This is a genomic window from Emticicia sp. 21SJ11W-3, assembly GCF_024138715.1.
Taxonomy (GTDB): Bacteria; Bacteroidota; Bacteroidia; order Cytophagales; family Spirosomataceae; genus Emticicia; species Emticicia fluvialis.
The window spans coordinates 720,134-743,278 of record NZ_CP092074.1; the positions used below are offsets into that span (position 1 = coordinate 720,134).

20 protein-coding genes are annotated in these 23,145 nt (G+C 43.1%); 9 read left to right on the forward strand and 11 right to left on the reverse strand.

Annotated elements, in window-relative coordinates; genetic code table 11:
* Positions 1-86 precede the first annotated feature (86 nt).
* From MB380_RS02980 to MB380_RS02990, 3 genes are read left to right on the forward strand one after another with little or no spacing between them, the layout of a single operon-like run.
* Entirely contained in the window at positions 87-803 is a 717-nt protein-coding gene (locus MB380_RS02980; protein WP_253533160.1) for a pirin family protein, read from the forward strand.
* A gap of 26 nt (positions 804-829) precedes the next feature.
* Complete coding sequence (locus MB380_RS02985) at positions 830-1,396, forward strand: NADPH-dependent FMN reductase (RefSeq protein WP_253533162.1); 567 nt, start codon at positions 830-832, stop codon at positions 1,394-1,396.
* 32 nt (positions 1,397-1,428) lie between these two features.
* Complete coding sequence (locus MB380_RS02990; protein WP_253533164.1) at positions 1,429-2,283, forward strand: pirin family protein; 855 nt, start codon at positions 1,429-1,431, stop codon at positions 2,281-2,283.
* Positions 2,284-2,401: 118 nt separating this feature from the next.
* On the opposite strand, the gene MB380_RS02995 is transcribed toward MB380_RS02990, so the two are convergent.
* Positions 2,402-2,932, reverse strand: a complete 531-nt coding sequence (locus MB380_RS02995) for a DinB family protein (RefSeq protein ID WP_253533166.1) — start codon at positions 2,930-2,932, stop codon at positions 2,402-2,404.
* 41 nt (positions 2,933-2,973) lie between these two features.
* Here MB380_RS02995 and MB380_RS03000 point away from each other — a divergent pair, with 41 nt between their 5' ends.
* Together MB380_RS03000 and MB380_RS03005 are read left to right on the forward strand one after the other, a co-directional pair.
* Entirely contained in the window at positions 2,974-3,558 is a 585-nt protein-coding gene (locus MB380_RS03000; RefSeq protein ID WP_253533168.1) for a methyltransferase domain-containing protein, read from the forward strand.
* Positions 3,559-3,597: 39 nt separating this feature from the next.
* Entirely contained in the window at positions 3,598-4,119 is a 522-nt protein-coding gene (locus tag MB380_RS03005; RefSeq protein ID WP_101727249.1) for an acyl-CoA thioesterase, read from the forward strand.
* A 19-nt stretch (positions 4,120-4,138) separates the two neighbouring features.
* Here MB380_RS03005 and MB380_RS03010 read toward each other — a convergent pair whose 3' ends face one another.
* The 4 genes from MB380_RS03010 to MB380_RS03025 form a co-directional block, all read right to left on the reverse strand.
* Positions 4,139-4,939, reverse strand: a complete 801-nt coding sequence (locus tag MB380_RS03010) for a polysaccharide deacetylase family protein (protein ID WP_253533170.1) — start codon at positions 4,937-4,939, stop codon at positions 4,139-4,141.
* A complete protein-coding gene (locus tag MB380_RS03015; RefSeq protein ID WP_253533172.1) occupies positions 4,914-5,873 on the reverse strand; it encodes a glycosyltransferase family 2 protein in 960 nt (319 codons plus the stop codon). Before MB380_RS03015 ends, MB380_RS03010 begins: the two co-directional genes overlap by 26 nt.
* The gene (locus MB380_RS03020) at positions 5,855-7,018 is read right to left on the reverse strand and encodes a glycosyltransferase family 87 protein (RefSeq protein WP_253533173.1); all 1,164 of its coding nucleotides are present in this window, start codon (positions 7,016-7,018) and stop codon (positions 5,855-5,857) included. The genes MB380_RS03015 and MB380_RS03020 overlap by 19 nt, the downstream gene beginning before the upstream one ends.
* 291 nt (positions 7,019-7,309) lie before the next feature.
* Positions 7,310-7,672, reverse strand: coding sequence for an HPF/RaiA family ribosome-associated protein (locus tag MB380_RS03025; protein ID WP_101727253.1), 363 nt, complete (start codon positions 7,670-7,672; stop codon positions 7,310-7,312).
* Between the two features lie 357 nt (positions 7,673-8,029).
* Between MB380_RS03025 and MB380_RS03030 the strand changes: the two genes are divergently transcribed.
* Positions 8,030-10,474: a TonB-dependent receptor gene (locus MB380_RS03030; protein ID WP_253533175.1), complete on the forward strand. Its 2,445-nt coding sequence runs from the start codon at positions 8,030-8,032 to the stop codon at positions 10,472-10,474.
* Between the two features lie 139 nt (positions 10,475-10,613).
* Positions 10,614-11,060: an Rrf2 family transcriptional regulator gene (locus MB380_RS03035; protein ID WP_253533177.1), complete on the forward strand. Its 447-nt coding sequence runs from the start codon at positions 10,614-10,616 to the stop codon at positions 11,058-11,060.
* Between the two features lie 127 nt (positions 11,061-11,187).
* Here MB380_RS03035 and MB380_RS03040 read toward each other — a convergent pair whose 3' ends face one another.
* The 6 genes from MB380_RS03040 to MB380_RS03065 form a co-directional block, all read right to left on the reverse strand.
* A complete protein-coding gene (locus tag MB380_RS03040) occupies positions 11,188-12,075 on the reverse strand; it encodes a M23 family metallopeptidase (protein WP_253533178.1) in 888 nt (295 codons plus the stop codon).
* Between the two features lie 204 nt (positions 12,076-12,279).
* Positions 12,280-15,390 (reverse strand): efflux RND transporter permease subunit, encoded by a 3,111-nt coding sequence (locus MB380_RS03045; protein WP_253533180.1) that lies wholly within the window; start codon positions 15,388-15,390, stop codon positions 12,280-12,282.
* A gap of 66 nt (positions 15,391-15,456) precedes the next feature.
* Positions 15,457-16,746: a carbohydrate porin gene (locus tag MB380_RS03050; RefSeq protein ID WP_253533182.1), complete on the reverse strand. Its 1,290-nt coding sequence runs from the start codon at positions 16,744-16,746 to the stop codon at positions 15,457-15,459.
* Between the two features lie 33 nt (positions 16,747-16,779).
* Positions 16,780-17,883 carry an efflux RND transporter periplasmic adaptor subunit gene (locus MB380_RS03055; protein ID WP_253533184.1) on the reverse strand — a complete coding sequence of 368 codons (1,104 nt, stop codon included), beginning with the start codon at positions 17,881-17,883 and terminating at the stop codon, positions 16,780-16,782.
* 34 nt (positions 17,884-17,917) lie between these two features.
* Complete coding sequence (locus tag MB380_RS03060; RefSeq protein WP_253533186.1) at positions 17,918-19,210, reverse strand: TolC family protein; 1,293 nt, start codon at positions 19,208-19,210, stop codon at positions 17,918-17,920.
* A gap of 123 nt (positions 19,211-19,333) precedes the next feature.
* Entirely contained in the window at positions 19,334-19,642 is a 309-nt protein-coding gene (locus tag MB380_RS03065; RefSeq protein WP_253533196.1) for a hypothetical protein, read from the reverse strand.
* A 390-nt stretch (positions 19,643-20,032) separates the two neighbouring features.
* On the opposite strand from MB380_RS03065, the gene MB380_RS03070 reads away from it, so the two are divergent.
* Together MB380_RS03070 and MB380_RS03075 are read left to right on the forward strand one after the other, a co-directional pair.
* On the forward strand, positions 20,033-21,484 hold the full coding sequence (locus MB380_RS03070; protein WP_253535512.1) for a TonB-dependent receptor: 1,452 nt from the start codon (positions 20,033-20,035) through the stop codon (positions 21,482-21,484).
* A gap of 69 nt (positions 21,485-21,553) precedes the next feature.
* Positions 21,554-23,119: a hypothetical protein gene (locus MB380_RS03075; protein WP_253533198.1), complete on the forward strand. Its 1,566-nt coding sequence runs from the start codon at positions 21,554-21,556 to the stop codon at positions 23,117-23,119.
* Positions 23,120-23,145: the final 26 nt, after the last annotated feature.

The window sequence follows — 23,145 nt, forward strand, 5'->3', positions numbered from 1 at the left end:
TTTTGAGTGGTGATGAGTAATTATCAAGGGTTGAACTTTTTATAAATTATATATGTATATACATTGAATGTAAATGTATTAAATTTATGAAAACCATATATTATAAAGCCGATGAAAGAGGCCATGCGAACCATGGCTGGTTAGATGCCTGGCACTCATTTAGTTTTGCGGGTTTCCACGACCCGTCAAAGGTGCATTTTGGTGCGCTAAGGGTATTAAATGATGATAAAATAGCAGGCGGCCGTGGCTTTGGCATGCACCCGCACGACAACATGGAGATTGTAACCATTCCGCTTTCGGGTGAATTAGAACATGAAGATAGCATGGGTAACCTCGGGAGCATCAGCAAAGGCGAAGTGCAGGTGATGTCGGCTGGCACGGGAATTTACCATTCAGAAAGAAACAAAAACATAGATAAAGCGCTGACCCTCTTGCAGATTTGGGTTTTTCCGAAGGTTAGAGACATAGAACCCAGATATGACCAGCGGGCGTTTCCGATTGAAGGCAGGGTTAATCAATTTCAGACACTGGTTTCACCTCTTGGAAGCAATGACGGAGCGATGGGTATTAATCAGGATGCCTGGTTTTCACTTATTAATCTGGACGCCGATAAACAGGCAGATTATTCAGTTAAACTAAATAATAACGGTGTATACGCCTTCTTAATAGACGGAGAAGCCGAAATAAACGGCAAGGAGTTGGCACGCAGAGACGCCTTGGGTATAAGTGAAACCGCCGATATACGTATCAAAGCCAAAACAAATGCTGAGATTCTTCTGATTGACGTTCCGATGTCTTTCTGATGGTCTTGCCCATAAACTTAAGAAAAATGAAAATTGAAATCATTTCAGGAAGCCCACGAAAAGAAAGTGTTACGGTTCGCGTAGCAAAGTATCTGCAGAAACATCTGAGCGGAATAACAGATGCTTCGGTGAACATTATTGACATGAAAGAACACGATTTGCCCTTTGTTCAGAAGGTATGGACATCAATAGATGCCGTTCCGGAAGAATGGAAAGAACTGGCACAACGTGTGTTTTCGGCAGATGCTTTTATTCTGGTAACACCCGAATACAACGGTGGGTATTCTCCTGCAATGAAAAATCTGTTAGACCATTTTCCGAAGCAATTGCATAAACCATTCGGAATTGTAACGGCATCACCCGGAGCAATGGGTGGTATGCGGGCCAGCCAGCAAATGATAAATCTGGTGGCAGCTTTATTCGGTGTGGCCTCGCCACACATGCTGATTGTACCGGCCGTAGACAAAAAATTTGATGCCGAGGCCAATCTGACAGACCCAGCTTTCTTTAAAGCCATTGAGCTTTTTACCAACGAATACCTTTGGCTGGTAAACCGGATAGTAGCTCCAAAAGAGGTAGAACCCCATGCTTAGCCCCGGCAAAAGCCATCTAAATTATTACCAAAATGAAAGCGCGTAACATTCAATACATCAGTTTGGGGCATGATGTTCAGGTAGGCCACATGCTGGTAAAACAACCTTTACCTGCCAGGGATATCAGGCAGGTGAGTCCATTTTTGTTATTACACCATGCTGTACCTACGTATCATAGCCCCGCTCATAGCAACCCCCGTTTGAGCCCGCATCCTCACCGTGGGTTTGAGCCAGTTACTTTTTTGTTTCAGGGAAAAATTCATCATAAAGATTCGCTGGGCAATGAAGGATTCCTGAATGCCGGTGATGTGCAGTGGATGACCTCAGGCAAGGGAATTATTCACTCTGAAGGCCCATCGGCAGAGTTCTTGCAGGCAGGAGGGAATTTTGAGTTAGTACAACTCTGGGTTAATTTGCCCCGCGCGCACAAAATGACACAGCCCAAGTACCAGCACCTGACCAAAGACACCATGCCGGTATTGACAGAAGAAGGCATAGAAATGCAATTGGTAGCAGGTAATTACAAAGGCAAAACCGGACCTGCCTCTACTTTCTCGCCTATGCTGGCCATGATGGTTAATTTTGAGGCAGGTGCAAGAACTTTCTTTGAAATTCCGGCTTCTTATAATGCACTTATATATGTGCTTGACGGACAGATAAAAACCAACGAAACCACCGTTGAAAAGTTGAATATGGTTACTTTTGACCACGAAGGAGAAGGCATAGACTTTGAGGTCATTACCAAAGGCAAGCTGTTGCTGCTGGCCGGAGAGCCCATTCAGGAGCCGCTTTCTACCTATGGCCCGTTTGTAATGAATTACCCAGCCGAACTGAAGCAGGCTATTGAAGATTATGAACTAGGGCGAATGGGTGTATTGGAAGATTAATTGGTTCTATTTATCCCCGGTATAGATTAAGTCTTGCCGGGGATTTTTCTTTTTTAAAGGTAATTAAACCGCATATCGCCGCCTAATAAACCGGAAAGGTGGCCAGAAGCCACCTTTTTTATGCATTATAAACATTCTCAAACTGGCTGATTAAACCTGCATCAGGCAGAATTACTTTCAGGTGGTGTTTCAGGTGCTCCACATAGTCTTCCATAATAAAGGCCAGTGTAAAAGGATTACACCCATCAATGCGGATGGTATGCTGCAAATAATCTGCGTTCACGGTCTCTATTATATGCGCTATGTGCAGGTTATAGGCATACCAGAAAGACACAATCTCTTGCCAGTTTCGGTTATTATATGCCTGTAGGGTTACCCATGAGTCCTGCGTGTAACCCACAAATTCCACGTGCGGTTGCGCCATTGTTCTCACAAACTTATGCTGGTTGTTGCTGGCAGAATCTATCAGATGCCCCAGAATCTCTTTTTTCGACCATTTATGCGGTTGGGGTTTTGCTCCGGCTTCTTCTTCCGTAATCCCCTGAAGCGCAGGTAACACTTGCACAAGGGTTTGGCGCAGGTAATCGGCAACGGATTTCATTTTATTGGTATATTTGTGGTAGATACTGATGCTATGATGGGCAAACATCTGCTTTGTGGATAGGGTTCCTTTTTTAAACGAACAGAACAATGCTTACAGAGGAATATTGGAGCGAAAGATACAAAACCGGCCAGACAGGCTGGGATATTGGCTATGTTTCCACACCTTTGAAAACCTACTTTGACCAACTGACGGATAGGTCAATAGCCATTCTGGTTCCCGGATGTGGTAACTCTTATGAGGCCGAATATTTGCTGCACCAGGGTTTTAACAATATCACACTCATTGATATTTCGGCGGTTTTAGTAGAACGTTTGCAGAGAAATTTACAATTTTACATTCAAAATGGCAGTTGTAGGGTAATCCATCAGGATTTCTTCACGCATCAGGGGCGGTATAATCTGATTATTGAGCAAACGTTTTTATCAGCATTAGACCCTTCATTACGATCAAAATATGCTGAGCAGATGTATAATCTGCTTAAGCCGAAGGGCAGGCTGGCAGGTGTAATTTTTGATTTTACGTTTGCGGGTGGGCCGCCGTTTGGTGGCTCAAAAGAAGAATACCTGGAGATGTTCAAGCCTTATTTTCAGCCTGTAATTTTTGAGAGGTGTTACAATTCTATTCCGCCACGGGCAGGGAACGAATTGTTCATCAGACTTGATAAACTATAAAAACCAAATCAACAAACCATATTTTTGAAAAAACAGTTTATGCAAAAAGTACGTAAAGCACAAGATTCGCTTACAGTAATGACCGAGATGGTTTTCCCGAACGACACCAATACCTTGGGAAACCTGATGGGAGGGAATTTAATGAGAATGCTCGATATTGCCGGAGCCATTGCGGCACAAAAGCACTGTAACCGGATCGTGGTAACGGCCTCGGTCGATAATGTTTCTTTTAAAGAAGCCATTCCTTTAGGCTCGGTAGTTACCCTGCAAGCCAAAGTAACCAGGGCTTTTAACTCATCATTAGAAGTAGGGATTGACGTGTGGGCTGAAAATATACCTGCCGGAACCCGGATTTATACCAATAAGGCTTTTATGACTTTTGTGGCAGTAGACCAGACCGGCCGGCCGATAGAAGTACCTGCGGTAGAACCCGAAACAGCCGAAGAAAAAGAATTATATGCAGGTGCGCTTCGCAGGCGACAGCTAAGGCTTGTGCTGGCAGGGAGAATGAAACCCGAAGAAGCACACGAACTGAAAGAGATATTTCAATTAAACGCATAGGCAGCAGCCTATGCGTTTTTTATATGGGCTCGGCAAATAAGCTGGTTTGTTCAAGCAACCACGACGTAGTTTTGAAAGCAAACCCTTCCTGCTTTAAAAAACTCAACAAACGGTTAAACCTTTTCTGCATTTTCAGCCCGTTGTTTCTACGCAGGTAAAAAGGGTATTTCGCTCCATCAGGCATGTTGGTATAATCGGTAAACTCCCACGGGTGAAAATACAAGTGTACGTACCCGTCTGCCTCGGCCACTTTTTTGCATAAATGAAAAAAATAAGACAAAGGGTAATTGTGAAACGCAATCCAGAAAAGCGGTAAACGCAAGCGCGGCGAAACCGAAGCAGGCACATGAATTAGTCCGTTCTGCTGATGAATGGTGCGCGGTATATGTCTGTAGTCATATCTGCCCGGCAGGTAAGTCGGGTTATATGATGCGTTATAACTATAACCTGCTTCCAGCAAATCCGCATCAGATACGGGCGCCATGCGAGGCATCCTGAACCCCTTAACTTCTTTTTGCGTAATGTTTTCTAACACCAGTTTAGAATTACGCAGGTCGTCGGTTTTATGACTTGAATGATAATAATTATGTGAAGCTACTTCGTGTGCCACACTTAAAGACCTGATATTGTCTGGCTCTGCAAGAGCATAAATACCTGTGCAGTAAAATGTGGCACTTGCATTAAATCTATTCAGAATAGTAACTAAACTTTGTAAACCCGCGCTTGAAGTAGCAATCTGCTCCTGCAGGCTCGAGTGTCCGCCAAACTCAAAGGGCATATCAAACTCCTCAACATCAAAACTGAGAATAGCTGTTTTCATAAATATTATGTTCCTGAATAATATACAAAGGCCGTTCTTTATTCTGAATCAGTATTTTACCAATGTATAAACCAATAATTCCTAAAATAAACAGGTTCAGACCTCCAAAAAAGGCAATGGTCATCAGAACCGAACTCCAGCCGTCAACTGCATGGCCGCTGTAGTAACTATATAATACATAAGGCAGATACAACATTGAACCAAAAGCAATAATAAAACCCAGATAAATAGCGCTATGCAATGGTTTTACGCTGAACGACGTAATACCGGCCAAAGCCAGTCTTATCATTTTTTTAAGGGTATATTTGCTTTCGCCGGCAAAGCGTTTTTGAGGCTTATAAGGTATGTTGGTCTGGCGGAAGCCAATCCAGTGTATCATGCCTCTCAGAAAAACATCCTGCTCTTTTGATTCCCTGAGGGTTTTGGCTACCTGTCGGTCAATCAGCCGGAAGTCTGCCTGGCCTGGTTCCAAAGATAAATTGCTGATGTTATTCAATACTTTATAAAACCACTGGCTGCTTTTCTTTTTGAACCACGATAAATCGCGGTCTTCTTCACGCAATGTATTTACTATGTTAACTCCCGTTTGTTCCCATGCGTTAATCAGCACAGGTATCATAGTGGGCGGGTGTTGCAGGTCGCTGTCCATCATAATAATGGCATCGGCCTCAATGGTATCAATTCCGGCTTTCAGAGCTACCTGCTGACCGAAATTCTTGGAGAACGACAGGTACTTTACAGAGTGGTCTTCTCTGGCCAGATTTCTGATTACACGCAGGGTATTATCAGAGCTGCCGTCATTCACAAAGCAAAACTCAAACGTGTAGGGCAAAGTGTCTATCACGCTCTTCACGGCATCATAAAAGACAAGAATATTCTCGCCTTCGTTATACGCTGCCGTCAGAATGCAGATTTTTAGCCTTGAAATATCCATTTTTTTTCAATTGGGTAATGTTTTTCGGTTAGTAATTGGTATACGCAGGTAAACCATATCAGGCAACATGGAAATGCCTTTATTGAATAAATAATAAACATTTGCCTGATATGGTAAGGGAAAATATCTGTTGCTGATAAAGACGTGAACACTAGTGCCAGGCCGAATAGAATCCAAATTGGCCGTTTAATGGGGTGGTCCTGGGTAATAAACCAGATAGCTACACCAGATATGGCTACTATATAGGTAGATGACTCGGAAGACGATGAAAATATTACCACGAATATCAGAATCGATGCCAGATAGCGAAGCTGGAAAACGAGGTTGTCATATAACTTTATACGTGCCAGCGGAGCCAGCTGTAATAACAGACCCGGAACAATAAAGACCAGGTTTGAAACCTGAAGGCCACCTACACGGCGAAACAATCCCATTAGCGACACATCCTGCATGCTTCCTATGCCCTCTGAACCCGTTTGGTTAGATAGGTTTTTTTCTACCAGGCTGTGGTACCAGTCAACATAAGACTGCGCTACAAACCCTGGCGAACTAATGAGCATCGGCAGTGCAAACAACACAGCAGCCCAGAATACAGCCGAGTAAATATATTTGAGTTTATGCTTAGAGAATAGCCAGAAAACCAGCCCTACAATGCCGTAAAGTTTTACAAAGGCACCAATCATTACAAACAACACTGCCCAGAAATCCTTTTCTTCTTTAACAAAATACCAGGATAAAATAATAAGGCCTGCAATACTGGGGTTTACCTGCACATTGTGCGACGAGGTGTTCAGGTCAACCACGCATATCATCAATATTATCCATAAGTCGCTTTTTCTGATGGGTAATTTAGTATAAGCAATGTATAGAACCAGGGCGTGGAAGGTCGTCCAGAGGGTCAGTCCAACATAGTCAGGTAAAACAGCAAAAGGCGCAACAATCAGCCCAAAGAATGGCCCGTAGTGGTTGCTGTCATTGTATTCATTCGGATAAAGACTATAGAGGTTAGTCTGATGAATAAGATGAAAGAAAACACCCTTATAGATTGCGTAATTGTTGTACGATTCCCTAAAAAAATGAATGAGGCCATCTACTGCGGCCAAGATAAACCACAAGAGAAGTGGTATCTCTTTTTTTATTCTCATAAATAATAGAAATATGCAAAAACCAATGCAAGATAACGAAATGATTTTGAACTAATAATGTTTATTACAGAATTTGCGACGTTTTAATTTATTATTAATTGCCGAAATCGGAATAAAACTAAAGAAGAAAAAGGAATGGCTATTAAAGGCTAACATAATTTTGATGGCTTTTATAAGTGGCTGGTAGATTTGTTAAGCCGCTTGGCTATACGTTTCAGCTATTAAATCACTTAGAACAGCACAAAAAAAAAGAGGACAATTGCTTGCCCTCTTTCAGATATAACTAATTATTTAAAATTCGTCTTCGGTTACTTCTTCCTCTACCACAGCCAATTCAGGCTTTTTATGTTCAACAATGTTCTTTTTATCTTTGAATTTCTTGATTTTCGATTTCAGGGTTTCTACCACTATGTCGGTGGCTTCTTCAAAAGTATCACCTTTTTCTTCTACATAGATGGTCTGGCCGGGTACAATCAGTTTAACTTCAATTAATTTTTTATGCACTTTACTTTTTTCTCCTTTGTCGAGCTTTAAAAACACTTCGCCACTCACTACTCGGTCGTAGAAGGTATCTAATTTACTTAACTTGCTTTGAATGAAACTAACCAATCCTGGGTCAGCATCAAAATGAACTGCTTGCACATTAATCTTCATAACTCACAAATTTAAAGTTAACAATAGATAAATTGTTTAAAGTCTCCCATGCGGTACCAGCGAAAAATTCGCTAAAACCTTCATGGCTTGCTTTAATCTTTCAAAGAACTTCCTTAGTACTAACGTAGAGAAAAAAACAATACAAGTCAAGAATTATTTCAATAAAATTACCGAGGCAAATTATATCTTCCTGCAATTTCAATAATGATGCGCAAGCAGCGTTTTAATGCCTAAAACATTTGGAACACACCCTAAACCTGTGTAGCTTTAACTGCCTGAGCGTATGTTTTAAATCCGGATGGTTGTGTTTATGGCGCACAGCCTGATTACCTGATAAAGCCTCAACTTTTTTGTAAAATGAAGAGAACCATTCTGTTTTTTGCTGTTTCTACCATCTTATTTTCGTTTGTAATTAACGACGAGTTGGCTGATACCATTGTGAGTAAATTTAACCAATATGCCAGCCTTTACCCACAGGAAAAAGTATATCTGCACCTTGATAAACCTTATTACACAGCCGGTGAAACCGTCTGGCTGAAAGCCTATACCGTTGATGCCTCGACTAATCAGTTCAGCCAGAAAAGCGTGCCATTGTATGTAGAGCTGATAGATAATCTGTTTGGAAAAGTGCTTGAAAGAAAAATACTGAAACTGGAAGATGGCACTGCCGCCGGAGATTTTGAACTGGCTGATTCGCTGCATAGCGGCTACTATCGTTTGCGGGCATATACCAACTGGATGCGCAATTTTGACGAAGACCTGATGTTTGTAAAAGACTTTAAGGTGCATAAAGTAGGGCAGGAGATAACCCCCGTCAAGTATGATAGCCGCGAGATTGATTTCAGGTTTTTTCCGGAAGGCGGCCAGATTGTTGAGGGCATCAATAACCGGGTGGCATTTAAGGCAACTGATGTTACCGGAAATGGCGTAGATGTAAATGGCGTAGTATTTACGCAGGCCGGAGATACAGTAATGCGCTTTGAGAGCCAGCATCTGGGCATGGGAGAATTCGGCTTTAAAGCTGAACCCGGAGAAACCTATCAGGCCAAAATAAGGTACCGGAATATTATGGAAAAAGAAGTGGCGTTTCCGCCAATAGAAAAAAACGGCTATGTATTGGGCGTAGAGGCTGTGGCCGATAACAACCTGATGCGTTTGTATGCCGGCCATAATTACAATAAAACCAAAGAAAGTGGCCAGATGGTGATTATCGGGCAGTCGCAGGGGGTTATTCACTACATAGCCCGCACGCCTGTCAGTAATAAATCGGTGGCGCTTAAAGTACCAAAAGACAAGTTTCCTGAAGGAGTGGCGCAATTTACGGTTTTTGATGAAACGGGGCGGCCTCGCTGCGAGCGCCTCGTATATGTTTTTCATGAAGACGATGTGAATGTGAGTATTACGCCCGATAAAAGTGCGTATAGCCCTAAAGAAGAAGTAAAGCTGAATATAAAGGCTACAAATGCCGATGGCAGCCCCGTGAAAGGCAATTTTTCAGTAGTTGTTTCTGATAGCAGGCAGGTGCTTCTGCAACCCAATGAAGAGAACATCATGAATTATTTATTGTTGAGTTCTGACCTAAGAGGGAAAGTTGAACAGCCAGACTATTATTTTGAGCAAAACAAACCGGAGGTACGCAGGCACCTTGATGTGCTGCTGATGACACAGGGATGGCGCAGATTCAGGTGGGACGATATCCTGAAGCCATCGATTCCCGACCCCAGGTTTTTACATGAACAGGGTTTGAGTATTACCGGCGAAGTAACCCGGCCAAACGGAAAATTGTTTGAAAAGCCCTTGACATTGACCTACATGATGTGGCTGGACAACGACAAGCGCCATTTTGGAGTTGGTGAGGCCGCTACCAATGGCTCATTCCTGATTTCTGATCTGGACTACAGCGGGCAGGCCAAAATACTGGTGCAGGCAGTGGCTGGTAAATTAAACCGCAATACCAAGATTTTTATAAACAAGATGGTATCGCCCAAGGTGCAGGTGGTGGCTATTCCGTTTAATCCGATAAACTTTGATGAGTCTGACCTGGCCGATTATCTGAAAAGAACGCGTGAAGCACTTGAAATTGCCCGCATATTGAAAAACCAGCGCGAGCGGCTTTTGCAGGAAGTGGTTGTGAAAGCCAAAAAACATATAGAGCGTGAAGACCGCGTGCTTTACAGCCACGCCAGTAATACACTGAAAATTACCCCCGACATGAATTCGTATGGTAACGTTCTGGACTTGCTGAGAGGAAGAGTGCCGGGTGTGCAGGTATCAGGCAGCCCCATGAATCCGTCAGTTACTATCAGAGGGCTGAGCTCAATTACCGGTTCATCTGAGCCTGCGTTTTTGCTTGATGGCATGATGGTTGACAAACAAATGATATTATCTATACCAGTTTTTGATGTTGACCGCGTAGATGTGCTGAAAGGTGCCGACGCAACAATTTATGGTTCTCGCGGTGGTAACGGCGTTATTTCTGTATTGACCAAACGGGGTGGCTCGGGCCCGGTGGGGCCTACAACCGGTATTGAGGTAGCCGAAGTAAACGGCTATGCAATACCCAAAGAGTTTTATGCGCCGCGCTATAATGAAGCCAGTCCGGAAGATTTTCAGTCAGATACCAGGCCTGATTATCGGTCTACCATTTTCTGGGCGCCGGTTGTAAAAACAGATGAAAACGGGCAAGCCAAACTTTCATTTTTTAACACCGATGCTTCTGCCCAAGTGAGCATCAGGCTTGAGGGGCTGTCTTATGATGGCGTACCCACCCGGGCAAAAGCTGGTTATTTAGTTAAAAAATAGCTAACTTGGCATAAATATGAGCCGTTACCTATTTGGGCAATATAGAATTGGCAGTTTTATTGCAAAACCAGGAAAAAATTTTACATTTGCCAGGCTCATAGCTTTAAAACCAACCAAAATACACATCAGCACTCTATAGATGATTTCAAAAAAAGCAAAATACGCATTAAAAGCCCTAAAGCTGCTTTCTGAAAGATTTGAATCAAAACACCCGGTTCTTATTGCCGAAATAGCCGAAAAAGAAAACATTCCGAAAAAATTTCTGGAAGCTATATTGCTTGAATTGCGTAATAACGGAATATTGCATAGCCAGAAGGGGAAAGGTGGGGGGTATCAGCTCCGGTTGCCTCCTGAGCAGGTAACCATAGCTAAAATAGTGCGTATAATAGATGGCCCTATTGCACCAATGCTATGTGTGTCGTTACACTTTTATGGCAAGTGCGACGATTGCGACGATGAAGTGACGTGCCGTATCAGACCAATTATGGAGAAAGTAAGAGACGCCAATCTGGCTGTTTATGAACATACCACTTTAAAAGACCTGATGGAGGAAGCCCCGTTGCTGCCCGCGCATAATAATACTTAAATTATGATGCAGATACAGCCTTGCGCACGCAAAGCGGGTTCTTAAATTTATGAAGGGCATACTGGTTGATAATTCTTCTTTGCTGGCAGAGAAGAATTATTGTTTTAAGAGGGGTCTTTCTTGCCTGTTATCTTTTCTTCTTTTTTTTCTTCTTACCCGAATAGCCACTTTTATGGGTCTTAATGGCAGGCGCTTTTAATTTCTTAGGATTTACTTTCAGGGCTTTAGGTTCAGCAAAGTACGCAAAAGGCTTTAAATCGGCTGCAATTCTAGGGTCAATCAGGGTAGCTGCGTTTTTCAGCCAGCCGTAAGTATTTACCGGAAATGGATTGCCCTCATCATCAATCCGCAAATAGGTTAAATGCAGGTGTGTGTCTGAGCGTTTCATATAGGCATTGTATCCGGTACGGCCTATAATTGATATTCTTTGCCCGGCTTTTAAGGTATCGCCGGTTTTTACATAAATCTCTTTCTGATGCGCGTAATACCATAAACCACCAGACACTGTATCATAAACCCAGATATAATTACCGCCTCTGTACTCGCTACCGGGCTGCCATTCGGTTTCAGTGCCTATCACAATTCCGTCACTGACTGATAAAATACCCACGTAGTCGCCTGTGCGGTCATCTTTGCAGTCCTGATTTTTATCTTTAATAAATATATCATGTGCCGGGTGGCTGCCTTTGGCGTTCTGGTCGAACAAATCATAGCCTTTGTCTTTATAGCCGTTACCAGCACGGCCGCCAACAGCGCGGTAGTCAAAGCCTTGTAAAGGAAAAATAATACTTACTGCTGACGAATCATAGGCAGCTGTCGGATACGCTTTTTTAAGGGTAAGCATGATAGACTGAAATCTTTCGCGGGCATCTTCTGGTGTAATTTTGTATTCTCTTATATCTGCCAGCAGAGGTTTATAATCCTGAATGGCTTGTACGTAGCTTTCATAGGTTATACCGGAGGTGTCTTTCTGTAGAATCAGAAAATTGAGACAGAAGGCAAAAATTTTAATCATACTTCTCAATGGGATGGGTGGTATTGAAATAGAATATTCTGGTAAAACCAATACCAACGCACAAATAAAGCTATTTTTTTATAACTTTTATAATGATTTTATTCTGAGGCTGCCCCGGATTTGTTTTTAAATAGTCATTCGTGTTTTTATACAAAAAAAGCCGGATAGTTGAGGCTATCCGGCTTTCAGGCGGTACTGTTTCAATTAATCAAGGTCTTTGATGGTATGTAAATTATGCCTGTAAAAGAAACGGTAGATGATTGGGAAGATGAGCAACGTAAGTACCGTTGCCGATATAAGCCCGCCAATTACGACAATAGCCAGGGGTTTCTGTGTCTCTGAGCCGATTCCGGTTGAGATGGCAGCAGGCAGCAAACCTATGGCAGCCATTAGGGCTGTCATTACCACGGGTCTTACTCTTGATTTTACACCTTCTCTGATGGCATCATCGAGCGACATTCTGGAAGCCAGGTTTTTGTTGAAAACAGAAATGAGAATAACCCCGTTTTGCACACAGATACCAAATAGCGCAATAAATCCAACCCCGGCCGATATACCAAAAATAGTACCGGTAATATGTAGTGCCAGAATGCCGCCTATCAGGGCAAAAGGCACATTCACTAACACCAGACCTGCGTCTTTGGCATTGCCGAACATCACAAATAAAATTACAAAAATAGCCAGCAGGCATAATGGAACCACCTGCCCCAGCCGTTCGCTGGCCCGTACCTGATTTTCAAACTCACCTGTCCATTCTATACCAATATCTCTGCCGGGTTTTACTTTGGCTGCCACCAGTTGTTTGGCTTCAGCAATGGTGCTGCCCAGGTCTCGTTCCCGTACCGAAAACTTAACACCAATAAAGCGCTTATTTTTGTCGCGGTAAACTGATGCCGGCCCGGTTACGGTTTCAATAGTGGCAATCTCTTTCAGCGGTACTTTCGTGCCTCTGGTTGTAGGCACCAGCAAGCTGCTCAGGTCAGTTTCGTCTTTCCGGTATTCCTGCAGGTACCTTATCCTGATATCAAATTTCTTTTCGCCCTCATACATAATAGAGGCAGTTTTGCCGCCAATGGCCATTTCAATTACGGCCTGGGCGTCGCTGGTCTGTATTCCATAGAAGGCCATTCTTTTCATATTCAGGTTCACACGCATTTCGGGCTGGCCTATATTCCTGATTACCCCTATGTCTTTAATTCCCTGCACATCTTTAATGGCATCGAGTACCTCATCTGCATATTTATTCAGCTCGTCAAGGTCGTTTCCAAAAATCTTTACGGCATTAGAGGCGTTCATTCCTGCTACGGCCTCTGCCACGTTATCTATAATGGGCTGTGAGTAGTTGTAATTGATACCCTGAAACTGCCGTAGGTCTTTGTCCATTTCTTCTATCAGTTCATCAGTGCTTATTTTCCGTGTCCACTCTTTTTTGGGTTTCAGGTTCACCTGCATTTGCACATAATAAAAACCAGATGGGTCGGTGCCGTCATTTGAGCGGCCTGTCTGTGAAAGAACGCCGTTTACCTCTGGGTACTGATTCAGTTTGTCGCGCAGGGTATGAACCATTTTTACGGTTTCATTGAGCGACATACTCATGGGCATTTTAGCGCCCACCCAAAGGGCACCTTCATTTAATTGTGGTAAAAACTCGGTACCCAGCAAAACTGTAGAGGCAAAGGTTACGACCATAAAAACAAAAGAAACAAATACACTCAGGCGTTTATGGGCGTAGGTCCAATTAAACCAGGAGGTAATGTATTTGTCGAAGAACCGCACCACCGGGTTGTTTTTTTCGCGTACATTCTTTCTCAATAAGATAGAACAAAGCACGGGTACCAAAGTAAGTGTAAAGATAAGCGCACCCAGCAGGGCAAAACCGAGTGTCCAGGCCAGGGGGCTAAACATCTTGCCTTCTACTTTCTGGAAACTGAAAATAGGTAAAAGGGCCGTAATGATGATTAGTTTTGAGAAGAAAACGGCTTTCCCCATTTCAGCTCCGGTTTTTTTAATTAAACCCAGCTTTGATAGTTTATTGAACTTTTCCATACCCACCTTATGGGACAGATGGTCGAGCGCCACAAATATCCCCTCAACCATAACTACGGCGCCATCAATGATGATTCCGAAATCGACAGCCCCCATTGAAAGCAGGTTAGCCGACATGCCCTTTAGCCGCAGACAGAAGAAGGCAAACAACAATGCCAGCGGAATAATAATTGACACGATAACGGTTGTCCGCCAGTCGGCCATGAAAAGCAATACAATAACCGTAACCAGCACAATGCCTTCTGCAAGGTTGTGTAAAACGGTTTCGGTACAGAACTTCATCAGGTTGTCGCGGTCATAAAAAGTAACCATTTTTACATCAGGTGGCAGCACCTTTGTGTTCAGTTCTTCAATCTTGTCTTTTACACGCGCCAGTACCTCACTTGGGTTTTCACCTTTACGCATAACAATAATACCCTCAACGGCATCATCGTTATCATCAAGCCCTACCTGACCAACCCTCGGGAAATTTGATTCAGTTACCTGAGCCACATTTTTTACGTAGATAGGCGTACCATTAATGTTGTCGATAATGATGTTCTCAATGTCTTCAATCTTTGTGAGTAGCCCCAGACCCCTTACTACATAAGCCTGGCCGTTCTTTTCAATAATGTCGCCACCTACGTTTATGTTACTTTTTTCAACGGCGTTGTAAACCTCAAGTGGCGTAATATCATACTTATGCAATAGCAATGGGTTTACCATTACTTCATAAATTTTTTCGCGGCCACCAAAAGCCACAATGTCTGCCACACCGGGAACAGCTCTTAGCTGGCGGTCGATTATCCAGTTCTGAATCGTTAATAAATCTCTTGAGTCACGCGTGGGGCTCTGGAGTGTGTACCTGAAAATTTCTCCGGTAGGGCCGTACGGGGGCTGTACCTCGGGCTCTGCCCCTTCGGGCAGGCTAACGGTTCTCAGTTGGTTGTTTACCTGTTGCCGGGCAAAGAAATCGTCAACGTCATCTTCAAAGATAATCTTCATTACTGAAAGCCCGAACATGGTGATACTCCGTACATTGGTTTTCCGCTGTACGGAGTTCATAGCTACCTCAATGGGTATCGTAACAAACCTTTCGATTTCTTCGGCGCTGCGGCCCTTCCATTCGGTTACGATAATTATTTGTGTGTTAGTTACATCGGGAAAGGCTTCAATGGGGGTATTGAGGTAGCTTACTACTCCGGCAATGGAGAGCACACCCACAAAGAAGAAGGTGAAAAAGCGATTCTTAAGAGAAAACGCCAGTATATTTTTAATGAATTTATTCATAAGAATGTTGCTTGTTGAGCCTGCTCAGTGTTTTATAAATCCGTTTCTGGATATAATCACCGGAAATCAGAATTCAACATGCACTCTTGCTCCTACAACATTAGCTGGGCCTCTGTCCCGGTTATAGGCAGGGTGCATAATAAACTGATAGTCGGGCGAAATCCAGAAATGGTCTTCGTGTAAATAATATCGGTAGTAAACCTCAATGATGTCTTCAGACCCATAGTTAAGTTTACCGTCGCCTACCATAAAGCCAACGCCTCCGGCATTCAGATATGCCTGGTGGTCTTTAGATATTCCGTTAGATACTACAGCCAGGCCGAAAGTGTCTTCGGGGCGGTGCCATTTTGAACCCTGTAAGGCTATCCCCGCGCTTAATGAGCGGTCTATTTCAGTAAATGCCCAGGTTTCATTGTGGCCGTCGTTAAGGCTGTAGCGGGCAAAAAGGCCCAGGTCGTCAGAGAATTTATGCTCAAAATTGGCCCCGAATCCTGCTTTGGTCCGGCCATACATCCGTGTGGCGGTTATGTCTGGCATCTGCATCTGGGTGGCCAGAGTGTATTTACCCATATCGGCCTTGTTAATAAAGCCCAGCAGGCGTAGTCTTGAACTACCAAAGGGCTTTTCTATTTCTACCTGATGAGACAGCGCCTGGCCGATATTTTTATCCAGCCTGGCTCCGTTTGCTTCTGCCGGTACCTGCGCCGCGGCGTAGCGAACCGAAAAAGCGGGGCTCACGTATTCAAGCATAATGCCTTGCGTATAGCCTCTTACATTAGCGGCGTAATCATAGGCTCCGTTGCTCATTAACGACCAGTTCAGAAACTGGGTGCGGGGGTCGTGGCTGTATGTGTTGCCGTCAAAGAAATCAGCCAGCGAGAATTTACCGGCCACCACCGAAAGATATTTTACCGGGCGTTGGCCACCCAGCTGATTGATACCGTTGGTTACTGTTTCGGTTTCTTTACTCAATGAAATGTAGTGCCTTATGTATGCCCTGCCTATGTAGACTGTCGGTTTCGGATTTCCCACCCGGAAGGTTTCTCCGTTAGGGAAACCGGCAATACCGGTAGCTCTACTTAATCCGCTTCCGCCTGCCAGCTCGGGGTTAAGGTATACTTCAGTATATTTGCCCAGTTTTACACCAATAAAAAATGTGGAGGTTACAGATGTCTGAGCCTCTTCTTTGGTAGAAAAACTATTGATACCCGAGTATGCCGCTTTTACACCAGGCTGATACTGCGTAACAACCGTTTGCTGAAAATGGAAATTAAAGCGTTGGTTGGCACCGGCCTGCGATTGTGAAAACGCCGGGATGCTTAAAAGCATGGCAAGGATAGATAAATGCCGTTTCATTGTTGTCATTGAGTAAAATATTACGGTTAATTGCTAATTGTTAAGCGCATCATAAACCAGCAGTTGCTGGTTTGAAATGATTTTTTCGCCAAGGGCAAGGCCTGATTCTATGTAGGCGTAGTCGCCAACGGTTTTGAATACTTTCACCTGGCGGGTTTCTATGTGCCGGCGGTCTTTAAATACCATCACCCATTGCCTGCTTTTATCAAATATTATAGCCTTGGCAGGTATAGCCGGCATGGTCTGGGCTTCTTCATGATACACCCGTACAATGGCAAACATCTGCGGTTTAAGGGTATAGCCAGGATTCGGTAGACGGATGCGCACTTTCAGTACCCGGCTTTCGGGGTCAAGCACGTTAAAAATCTTGTCTATTTTACCTTTAATTTTCCGGTCAGGGTCTGCCAGCGTGGTTATGTCGCAGGTATATCCAATTTTAACTTTGTTAATATCAGTTTCGTACACATCTGCTAAAACCCATACATCAGAGAGGTCAGAGATAGTAAAGAAATTATCAATGTTTTCAATGTTGAAATCCATGCCTTCAACGGCATTTTTTTCAATCAGAAAACCAGATATCGGTGATTTTATCTGATAGGTTGCCTCTTTACCCAGGTCATAAATTTTCATGGTTTCGTGCACCCTTTTCAGCTCTGCCTCCGCTTTTTGTACTTCCTGCCGGGCATTTACCAGATTCCGTTCCGGTTCCAGGCCTGCTTTAAACAGTTCTTCTTCTACACCCAGGTTTTTTCTGGCAATTTGCAGATTAGACATGGCCATGCTTAATTGGTTATCCATTTCGGCTACCTGGCGGCTACGTATTATGGCCAGTATCTGCCCTTTCTGAACATAGTCGCCCAGCTGAACATTGAGTTTTTCAATATTGCCGTCTACGCGCGGAAACACCTTGGCTACTTTGTCTTCATTGGCGGTTATTTTGCCGCTTAGCTTCACTTCAGACAGCAGTACCTTGGATGTCACCTCGTCGAAACCCAGTTTTGTCATCATGGTGTCTGTCAGCACAAAGCTCTCTCTGGCGGTTTCTTCTGGTTTTGTTTCGGTTTTGCAACTCTGTAAACCAAGAGCAGCTGTGATAAAAATGCCAATTATGATTATTATATTTTTTGTTTTTTTCATTGTGTTAGTTTTTAACGGAAACAGAATAGCCTTTTTAGGGCATACCTATCACTTCTTTTCCGACCATAAAATTGATTTCTTCTATTGCTCTTACGCGGTCGCTCTGCAGGCGGTTCATTAGCACGGCACTGCTTTTGTATGACTCGTAGAAATCAACAAATTCAAGCATTGAGATAATCTGCTTTTCAAAATTCAGTTTTACGTTGTCGAATAGTTTGTCGAAGTCAATCATAAAGGCTTTGTCGTATCCTTTATATAGTTCATTGGTTTCCAGCGCTCTGCGGTAAGCCAACTGAATGTCGCCGGTTATTTTGTCTTCCTGGCTGGTTACCATCTTTTGAACAGACTGAACCCTATACGCTGCAGCTTTAATGTTGCCCTGATTTTTGTTAAAAAAGGGCAGGTTTATCTGGAAAGTCGCGGCAAAGTAATTGGGTACACTACTACTGGCGCGGTCGTACAGCAGCCCGGCTTGCAGGTCTGGTACTTTTAAAGCCTTCTGGTAAACGAGATTCTGTTCTTCGAGCCTCAGCGCCGATTGCTGCATTTTCAGGTCTGGTCTGTTTTCAAAAGCTGTTGCCAACAGATTATCAAGCGTAAGCGACCGTACATCAAGGGCATCAACCGCATTTCTGTTTGTTTGAGGCACAAAGTACACTTCGTTTCTGGTTCCGGTTATGGTGCGCAGATTTACCTGTTTTTCAAGCATCTCAAGTCTGAGGTCCTTCTGCTCGGTTTCAAGTGTAAATAGCAGGGCCCTTATACGTGTAATGTCCTTTATCGGAATAATACCTTTTTGCAAAAGGGTATTCATGCCGGCCAGCGTTTTTTCAAGCGAGCCAATTTCTTCCTCATATATTCTGACGATGTTCTGCAGATAATAGAGGTCGTAGAAATTACTTCTGAGTTCAAACTTCAAACCCCGCAGCACATCATAGTAGTTATCTTCGGCTATCTGTGTGCTTGTTTCTGCCATGGCTGTGCGTTTGGTGCGTTTGCCTGCCAGATAAAAAAGCTGCTGTAGCTGAATGGCCTGCTGCGTGGTAGGCTGGCCTTTTACGTCGTTCAGACCCAGTACTGGCAGAATGCGTCTGGTCTGATTATTATAGAGCATCTGCTCAACAGTTAAAGTCGGATTCTCCCACAAGCGGGCTTGTATAATGGCTGCACGGTTGGCTTCAATATCAAATTTATGAGCCATCAGCAATGCGTTTTTCTGCAAGAAAATTCCTTCTAAATCTTTCAGCGTGATTTTAAGGGAATCGTTGGCGGCAAACGCCTTTATACAGAAAAGCCATAGAAAAACAATGTTTTTTATTCTTTTCACGGTAATTCGGATATAATAATGAATAGTAAGCACAATAGACAACTGTGTCATTTGAAACGCAAATGACGGGTTGGCTGTAAAGTGCACTCAGGCGTGTGAACTCTTATAAGTGGGGGCAGGGAATCAGATGAGCCAGATACAGTTGAGCAGATAAATGTATCTGTTTTTTAAAAAATTGAGCGTTTTTTGAACGAATAGGTCTTTTAAAACATTCTCTTTTAAGAAAGTATGCGGCTGAAACGTATGGTTGGTGTACCAATCCTGTTCGTCTACTACGGTACGTAAAAAACAGTAATTGGTCTGTGGGTCAACCTTAAAGAAATCGTCGGCACTCGGGGGTATCCCGTGGGTATGATGAACAGTTTTTTTGACAGGAAAATAAAGCGAAACTGTATGTCGCTGGTTGGCATGGAGTAGCCCACTCAGACTCATAAACAGTATTATGTATAAAACCCGCTTTAACATTTCTAATCAGAATTTTTATAATAGGAAGTACATTCCCGGAATCCGGAATGAAACAACTGCCTGTTAATGTTCAACGAATCCTTAGATTGGTTTATTACCAAACACAAGGCGAGTTTTTTCAAATTCAAAATTAGAGCAATGAAGGCAAAGCCCATGTCAAACATGCGTTAAAAATTTATTAAAAAGTCTTTTTTGATTAAATATGCTCTGTTTTAAGATCGTTTTGTGTTTAAGTGACAGCTACTTCAATTATGATTTATACTTGGAAAAGTACAAGTTTAGGTCTACCTTTGTAGAGAAAAAATGATGGTGTGTGAGATGAATAACACGCGTAAAAAGACATCAAAAATGGAAACCATATACGAGAAAAACCTGGGTACTAAACAGAAGGCTTTGCGTATCAATCTCAATAAACAGATTTACGGTTGTTTTGCTGAAATTGGCGCCGGGCAGGATGTAGCCGCCAACTTTTTTAAGGCCGGGGGGGCATCAAAAACCATTGCCAAAACCATGTCGGCCTACGATATGACCTTCTCTGATGCCATTTATGGCGCAATGGAAAACGGCCGTTATGTATGTGAACCACGCCTGATGAGCATGCTTGACCATGAGTATGGTTTGCTTATTGAGCGGCTTAACGAAAAAAGGGGAGAAACCTCTACATTTTTTGCTTTTTCTGACACAGTTGCAGCGCTTAATTACCACAAGACCAACGAAGCCCACGGCTGGATGGGTCTCAGGTTTCAGCTTACCCCTGGTGGTGCGTATAATGATATTATTATACATGTAAAAATGCTGGACAACGACAACGTTTTACAGCATCAGGCACTGGGGGTTCTGGGGGTTAATCTGGTTTACGGGAGTTTTTATTATTACCAGGACCCTGAAACGCTTTTGTTGTCGTTAATGGATGATTTGTCTAAAGACCGCATTCAGATAGACATGATACGCTTTGAAGGGCCAGACTTTGAGCATGTCGATAACCGACTGATGAGCCTTCGTCTGGTAATGCACGGATTGTCTGATATTGCTCTTTTTGGCGCCGATGGTGAAAACCTGCAGCCTTCTGAGGTACTTTTCAGAAAACACGCGCTGGTTTTGAGAGGTCGTTTCAGGCCTTTGGTAAATGTGCATCTGGATATGCTCGACAACGGCACGAAACAGTTTATGCGTGAGCCTGACGTTGATAAAGACAAGGTTGTGGTGATGTGCGAAATTACCCTTCAGGGGCTGAAACAAAACGATGCTGAGATAGACGAGAAGGATTTTCTGGATCGCGTGGATATTCTGTGTTCGATGGGCCACATGGTAATGATATCAAACTATCAGGAATACTACAAGCTGGCTGCCTATGTATCAAAAATTACCAAACTTAAAATGGGGTTGATTATAGGTTATCCTAATCTGGAATACATTTTTGAAGAAAAGCATTATACTGATTTAGCAGGGGGTATTCTTGAATCGTTTGCCACGTTATTTAGCCGCAACCTGAAAGTTTTTGTGTATCCGACCTATCAGAACGGCAAAATTATGAGTGGCATGCGGTTTACACCACCCATGCACCTGATTGATTTGTACCGGTATCTGATAGCCAATAATAAAATTGAAGACATTCATCATTATAACGATAGGAACCTGGCCATCAATACAGACAGAACCCTGCAACTAATAAAGCAGGGAGAAGAAGGTTGGGAAGAAAACGTTCCGGATGAAGTAATAAAAATGATAAAAGACCGTTGTCTGTTTGGTTTTCCGTGCGTAGTTATACCCGGCCAAAGCAAACAGGATGCGGCACCAGAAGAAAAGTAATTGGTGCAGGCAGAGAAGCGATTCTCTTTCTGTATCCGGTTTTTTTAAATAACTTATCGTATGATTAAAATGAGAACTAACCTACTGATTTTTAGTTTTTTAGTACTTTTTCAGCACTTATTCGCACAAGACTCACCTAAAATTGTTTTACCTTCAGGTACCGACTGGAACCAGCTAAAAGAAGGCACCCAGGTTGCTTTTCAGTTAAAAATTGAAGGTAAAGATTGTGGAAACTTCAAGTTTTCAATTCCGCAGGGCAAGGTAGATGGGATGGAACTGGATTCGCTCGGCAGGTTTTCCTGGACACCCTCTTATGACCTGGTTGACCGCCTTACAGGCTTTAAATTTCAACAGGTTATTTTTGAGGCCAGATGTGACTCATCTAAAGACGTGGTGTCGGCCAAGGTAGAATTCAGGATACAGCACACCAATCGCCCTCCGATTGTAAAAGACCAGAACCCGTTTTATGTGCAATACAACACAACCAATATCTATAAGTTTGACCGCTACTTTGTTTACGACGAAGACAACGACCCCATAGTTATTATACCTTCGCTTGAAACCCTGCCCGAAGGCATGAAGATGTCGTCGCAGGGAGAAGTGTCCTGGACACCTTCGCTTACTCAGTTTAAACAATTGAAGAATCAACCGATTTACATTGAGTTTTATGCAGAAGACCAGCCCTCAAAGGTACAGGTGAAAGGCAGGCTGAAAGTTGAGGCAACCCAGATTGACCTGCCTCCGGAAATTGTAGTGGTGCCAAGAGAGAGTAACTTTTTCCTGAAAGAGAACCAGACTGTGAGCCTGCGTTTTTATTTGTCAGACCCGAACGGCGATGACGATATTCAGGAGTTTGATTTTCTGACTGATAACCAGAATATTACCAAAAATATGCTGGTAAAAAACACGGCTAATCAGTATGAGTTTATTTTTAAACCCAGCTATGATTTTGTGAAAGACCCATACGACACGCTGTCGTTCACGGTTGATTTCTTTGTGATTGACAAAACCAGAAAGCGGGCTGTAAAAACCATTAAGTTTACCGTAAAAAACGCTGTTAACGAAGCTGAAGCCGATTTGAAGCTTTATAATCTGTACAGGGGAACCCTACTGAGAGGCTGGGAACTGATGGAGCAACTGAGAGAGAAAGAAGCCGAGTTGAAGAAATTGTATATTAAAGCTAAAAAAGGTAAGAAGAACAGGTCAATTGTAACGGCATCGTTGGGTGCTACTACTAGCCTGTCGTCTTTTCTGATACCCAAAGATCAACCGGAACAGCAAAGACTGGCATCTACTTTAGGTGGTACTACCGTGTTAACTATTGGTACACTGGAGGCAACCGAGGTAATTGGTAAATCAATGAAAGACCTGATAGACAGGCTGAATTACGTAATTGAGAAAAAGAATGAGATTCAGACCAAGGGGGATATCTTTGCACGTGACTTCTCTTTGAAATCGTCTCGCAGAGGGCCCGATTTCATCAGAAAAGTTGATGATTTCATGAGTACCATGAACCTGAAAGGGTTGGTTGTGCTTGACCTTGATGCCGCCTGGGAACCTAAAAACAAGCCAACTGACACTAATATCAAGAAAACATTTAAAGATTTTAATCCGGAAGAACAGACGAAACCTTGATTATTAGTGATATTTGGAGTTTTAAA

What these genes read in the sequence shown, in the direction of transcription:
- MB380_RS03035 (WP_253533177.1), top strand. Translation starts at nt 10,614, where the DNA reads ATGATTTCAAAAAAAGCAAAATACGCATTAAAAGCCCTAAAGCTGCTT.
- MB380_RS03005 (WP_101727249.1), top strand. Translation starts at nt 3,598, where the DNA reads ATGCAAAAAGTACGTAAAGCACAAGATTCGCTTACAGTAATGACCGAG.
- MB380_RS03025 (WP_101727253.1), bottom strand. Translation starts at nt 7,672, where the DNA reads ATGAAGATTAATGTGCAAGCAGTTCATTTTGATGCTGACCCAGGATTG.
- MB380_RS02995 (WP_253533166.1), bottom strand. Translation starts at nt 2,932, where the DNA reads ATGTTTGCCCATCATAGCATCAGTATCTACCACAAATATACCAATAAA.
- MB380_RS02985 (WP_253533162.1), top strand. Translation starts at nt 830, where the DNA reads ATGAAAATTGAAATCATTTCAGGAAGCCCACGAAAAGAAAGTGTTACG.
- MB380_RS03075 (WP_253533198.1), top strand. Translation starts at nt 21,554, where the DNA reads ATGAGAACTAACCTACTGATTTTTAGTTTTTTAGTACTTTTTCAGCAC.
- MB380_RS03040 (WP_253533178.1), bottom strand. Translation starts at nt 12,075, where the DNA reads ATGATTAAAATTTTTGCCTTCTGTCTCAATTTTCTGATTCTACAGAAA.
- MB380_RS03010 (WP_253533170.1), bottom strand. Translation starts at nt 4,939, where the DNA reads ATGAAAACAGCTATTCTCAGTTTTGATGTTGAGGAGTTTGATATGCCC.
- MB380_RS02980 (WP_253533160.1), top strand. Translation starts at nt 87, where the DNA reads ATGAAAACCATATATTATAAAGCCGATGAAAGAGGCCATGCGAACCAT.
- MB380_RS03015 (WP_253533172.1), bottom strand. Translation starts at nt 5,873, where the DNA reads ATGGATATTTCAAGGCTAAAAATCTGCATTCTGACGGCAGCGTATAAC.
- MB380_RS03000 (WP_253533168.1), top strand. Translation starts at nt 2,974, where the DNA reads ATGCTTACAGAGGAATATTGGAGCGAAAGATACAAAACCGGCCAGACA.
- MB380_RS03045 (WP_253533180.1), bottom strand. Translation starts at nt 15,390, where the DNA reads ATGAATAAATTCATTAAAAATATACTGGCGTTTTCTCTTAAGAATCGC.
- MB380_RS03065 (WP_253533196.1), bottom strand. Translation starts at nt 19,642, where the DNA reads ATGAGTCTGAGTGGGCTACTCCATGCCAACCAGCGACATACAGTTTCG.
- MB380_RS03050 (WP_253533182.1), bottom strand. Translation starts at nt 16,746, where the DNA reads ATGAAACGGCATTTATCTATCCTTGCCATGCTTTTAAGCATCCCGGCG.
- MB380_RS02990 (WP_253533164.1), top strand. Translation starts at nt 1,429, where the DNA reads ATGAAAGCGCGTAACATTCAATACATCAGTTTGGGGCATGATGTTCAG.
- MB380_RS03020 (WP_253533173.1), bottom strand. Translation starts at nt 7,018, where the DNA reads ATGAGAATAAAAAAAGAGATACCACTTCTCTTGTGGTTTATCTTGGCC.
- MB380_RS03055 (WP_253533184.1), bottom strand. Translation starts at nt 17,883, where the DNA reads ATGAAAAAAACAAAAAATATAATAATCATAATTGGCATTTTTATCACA.
- MB380_RS03030 (WP_253533175.1), top strand. Translation starts at nt 8,030, where the DNA reads ATGAAGAGAACCATTCTGTTTTTTGCTGTTTCTACCATCTTATTTTCG.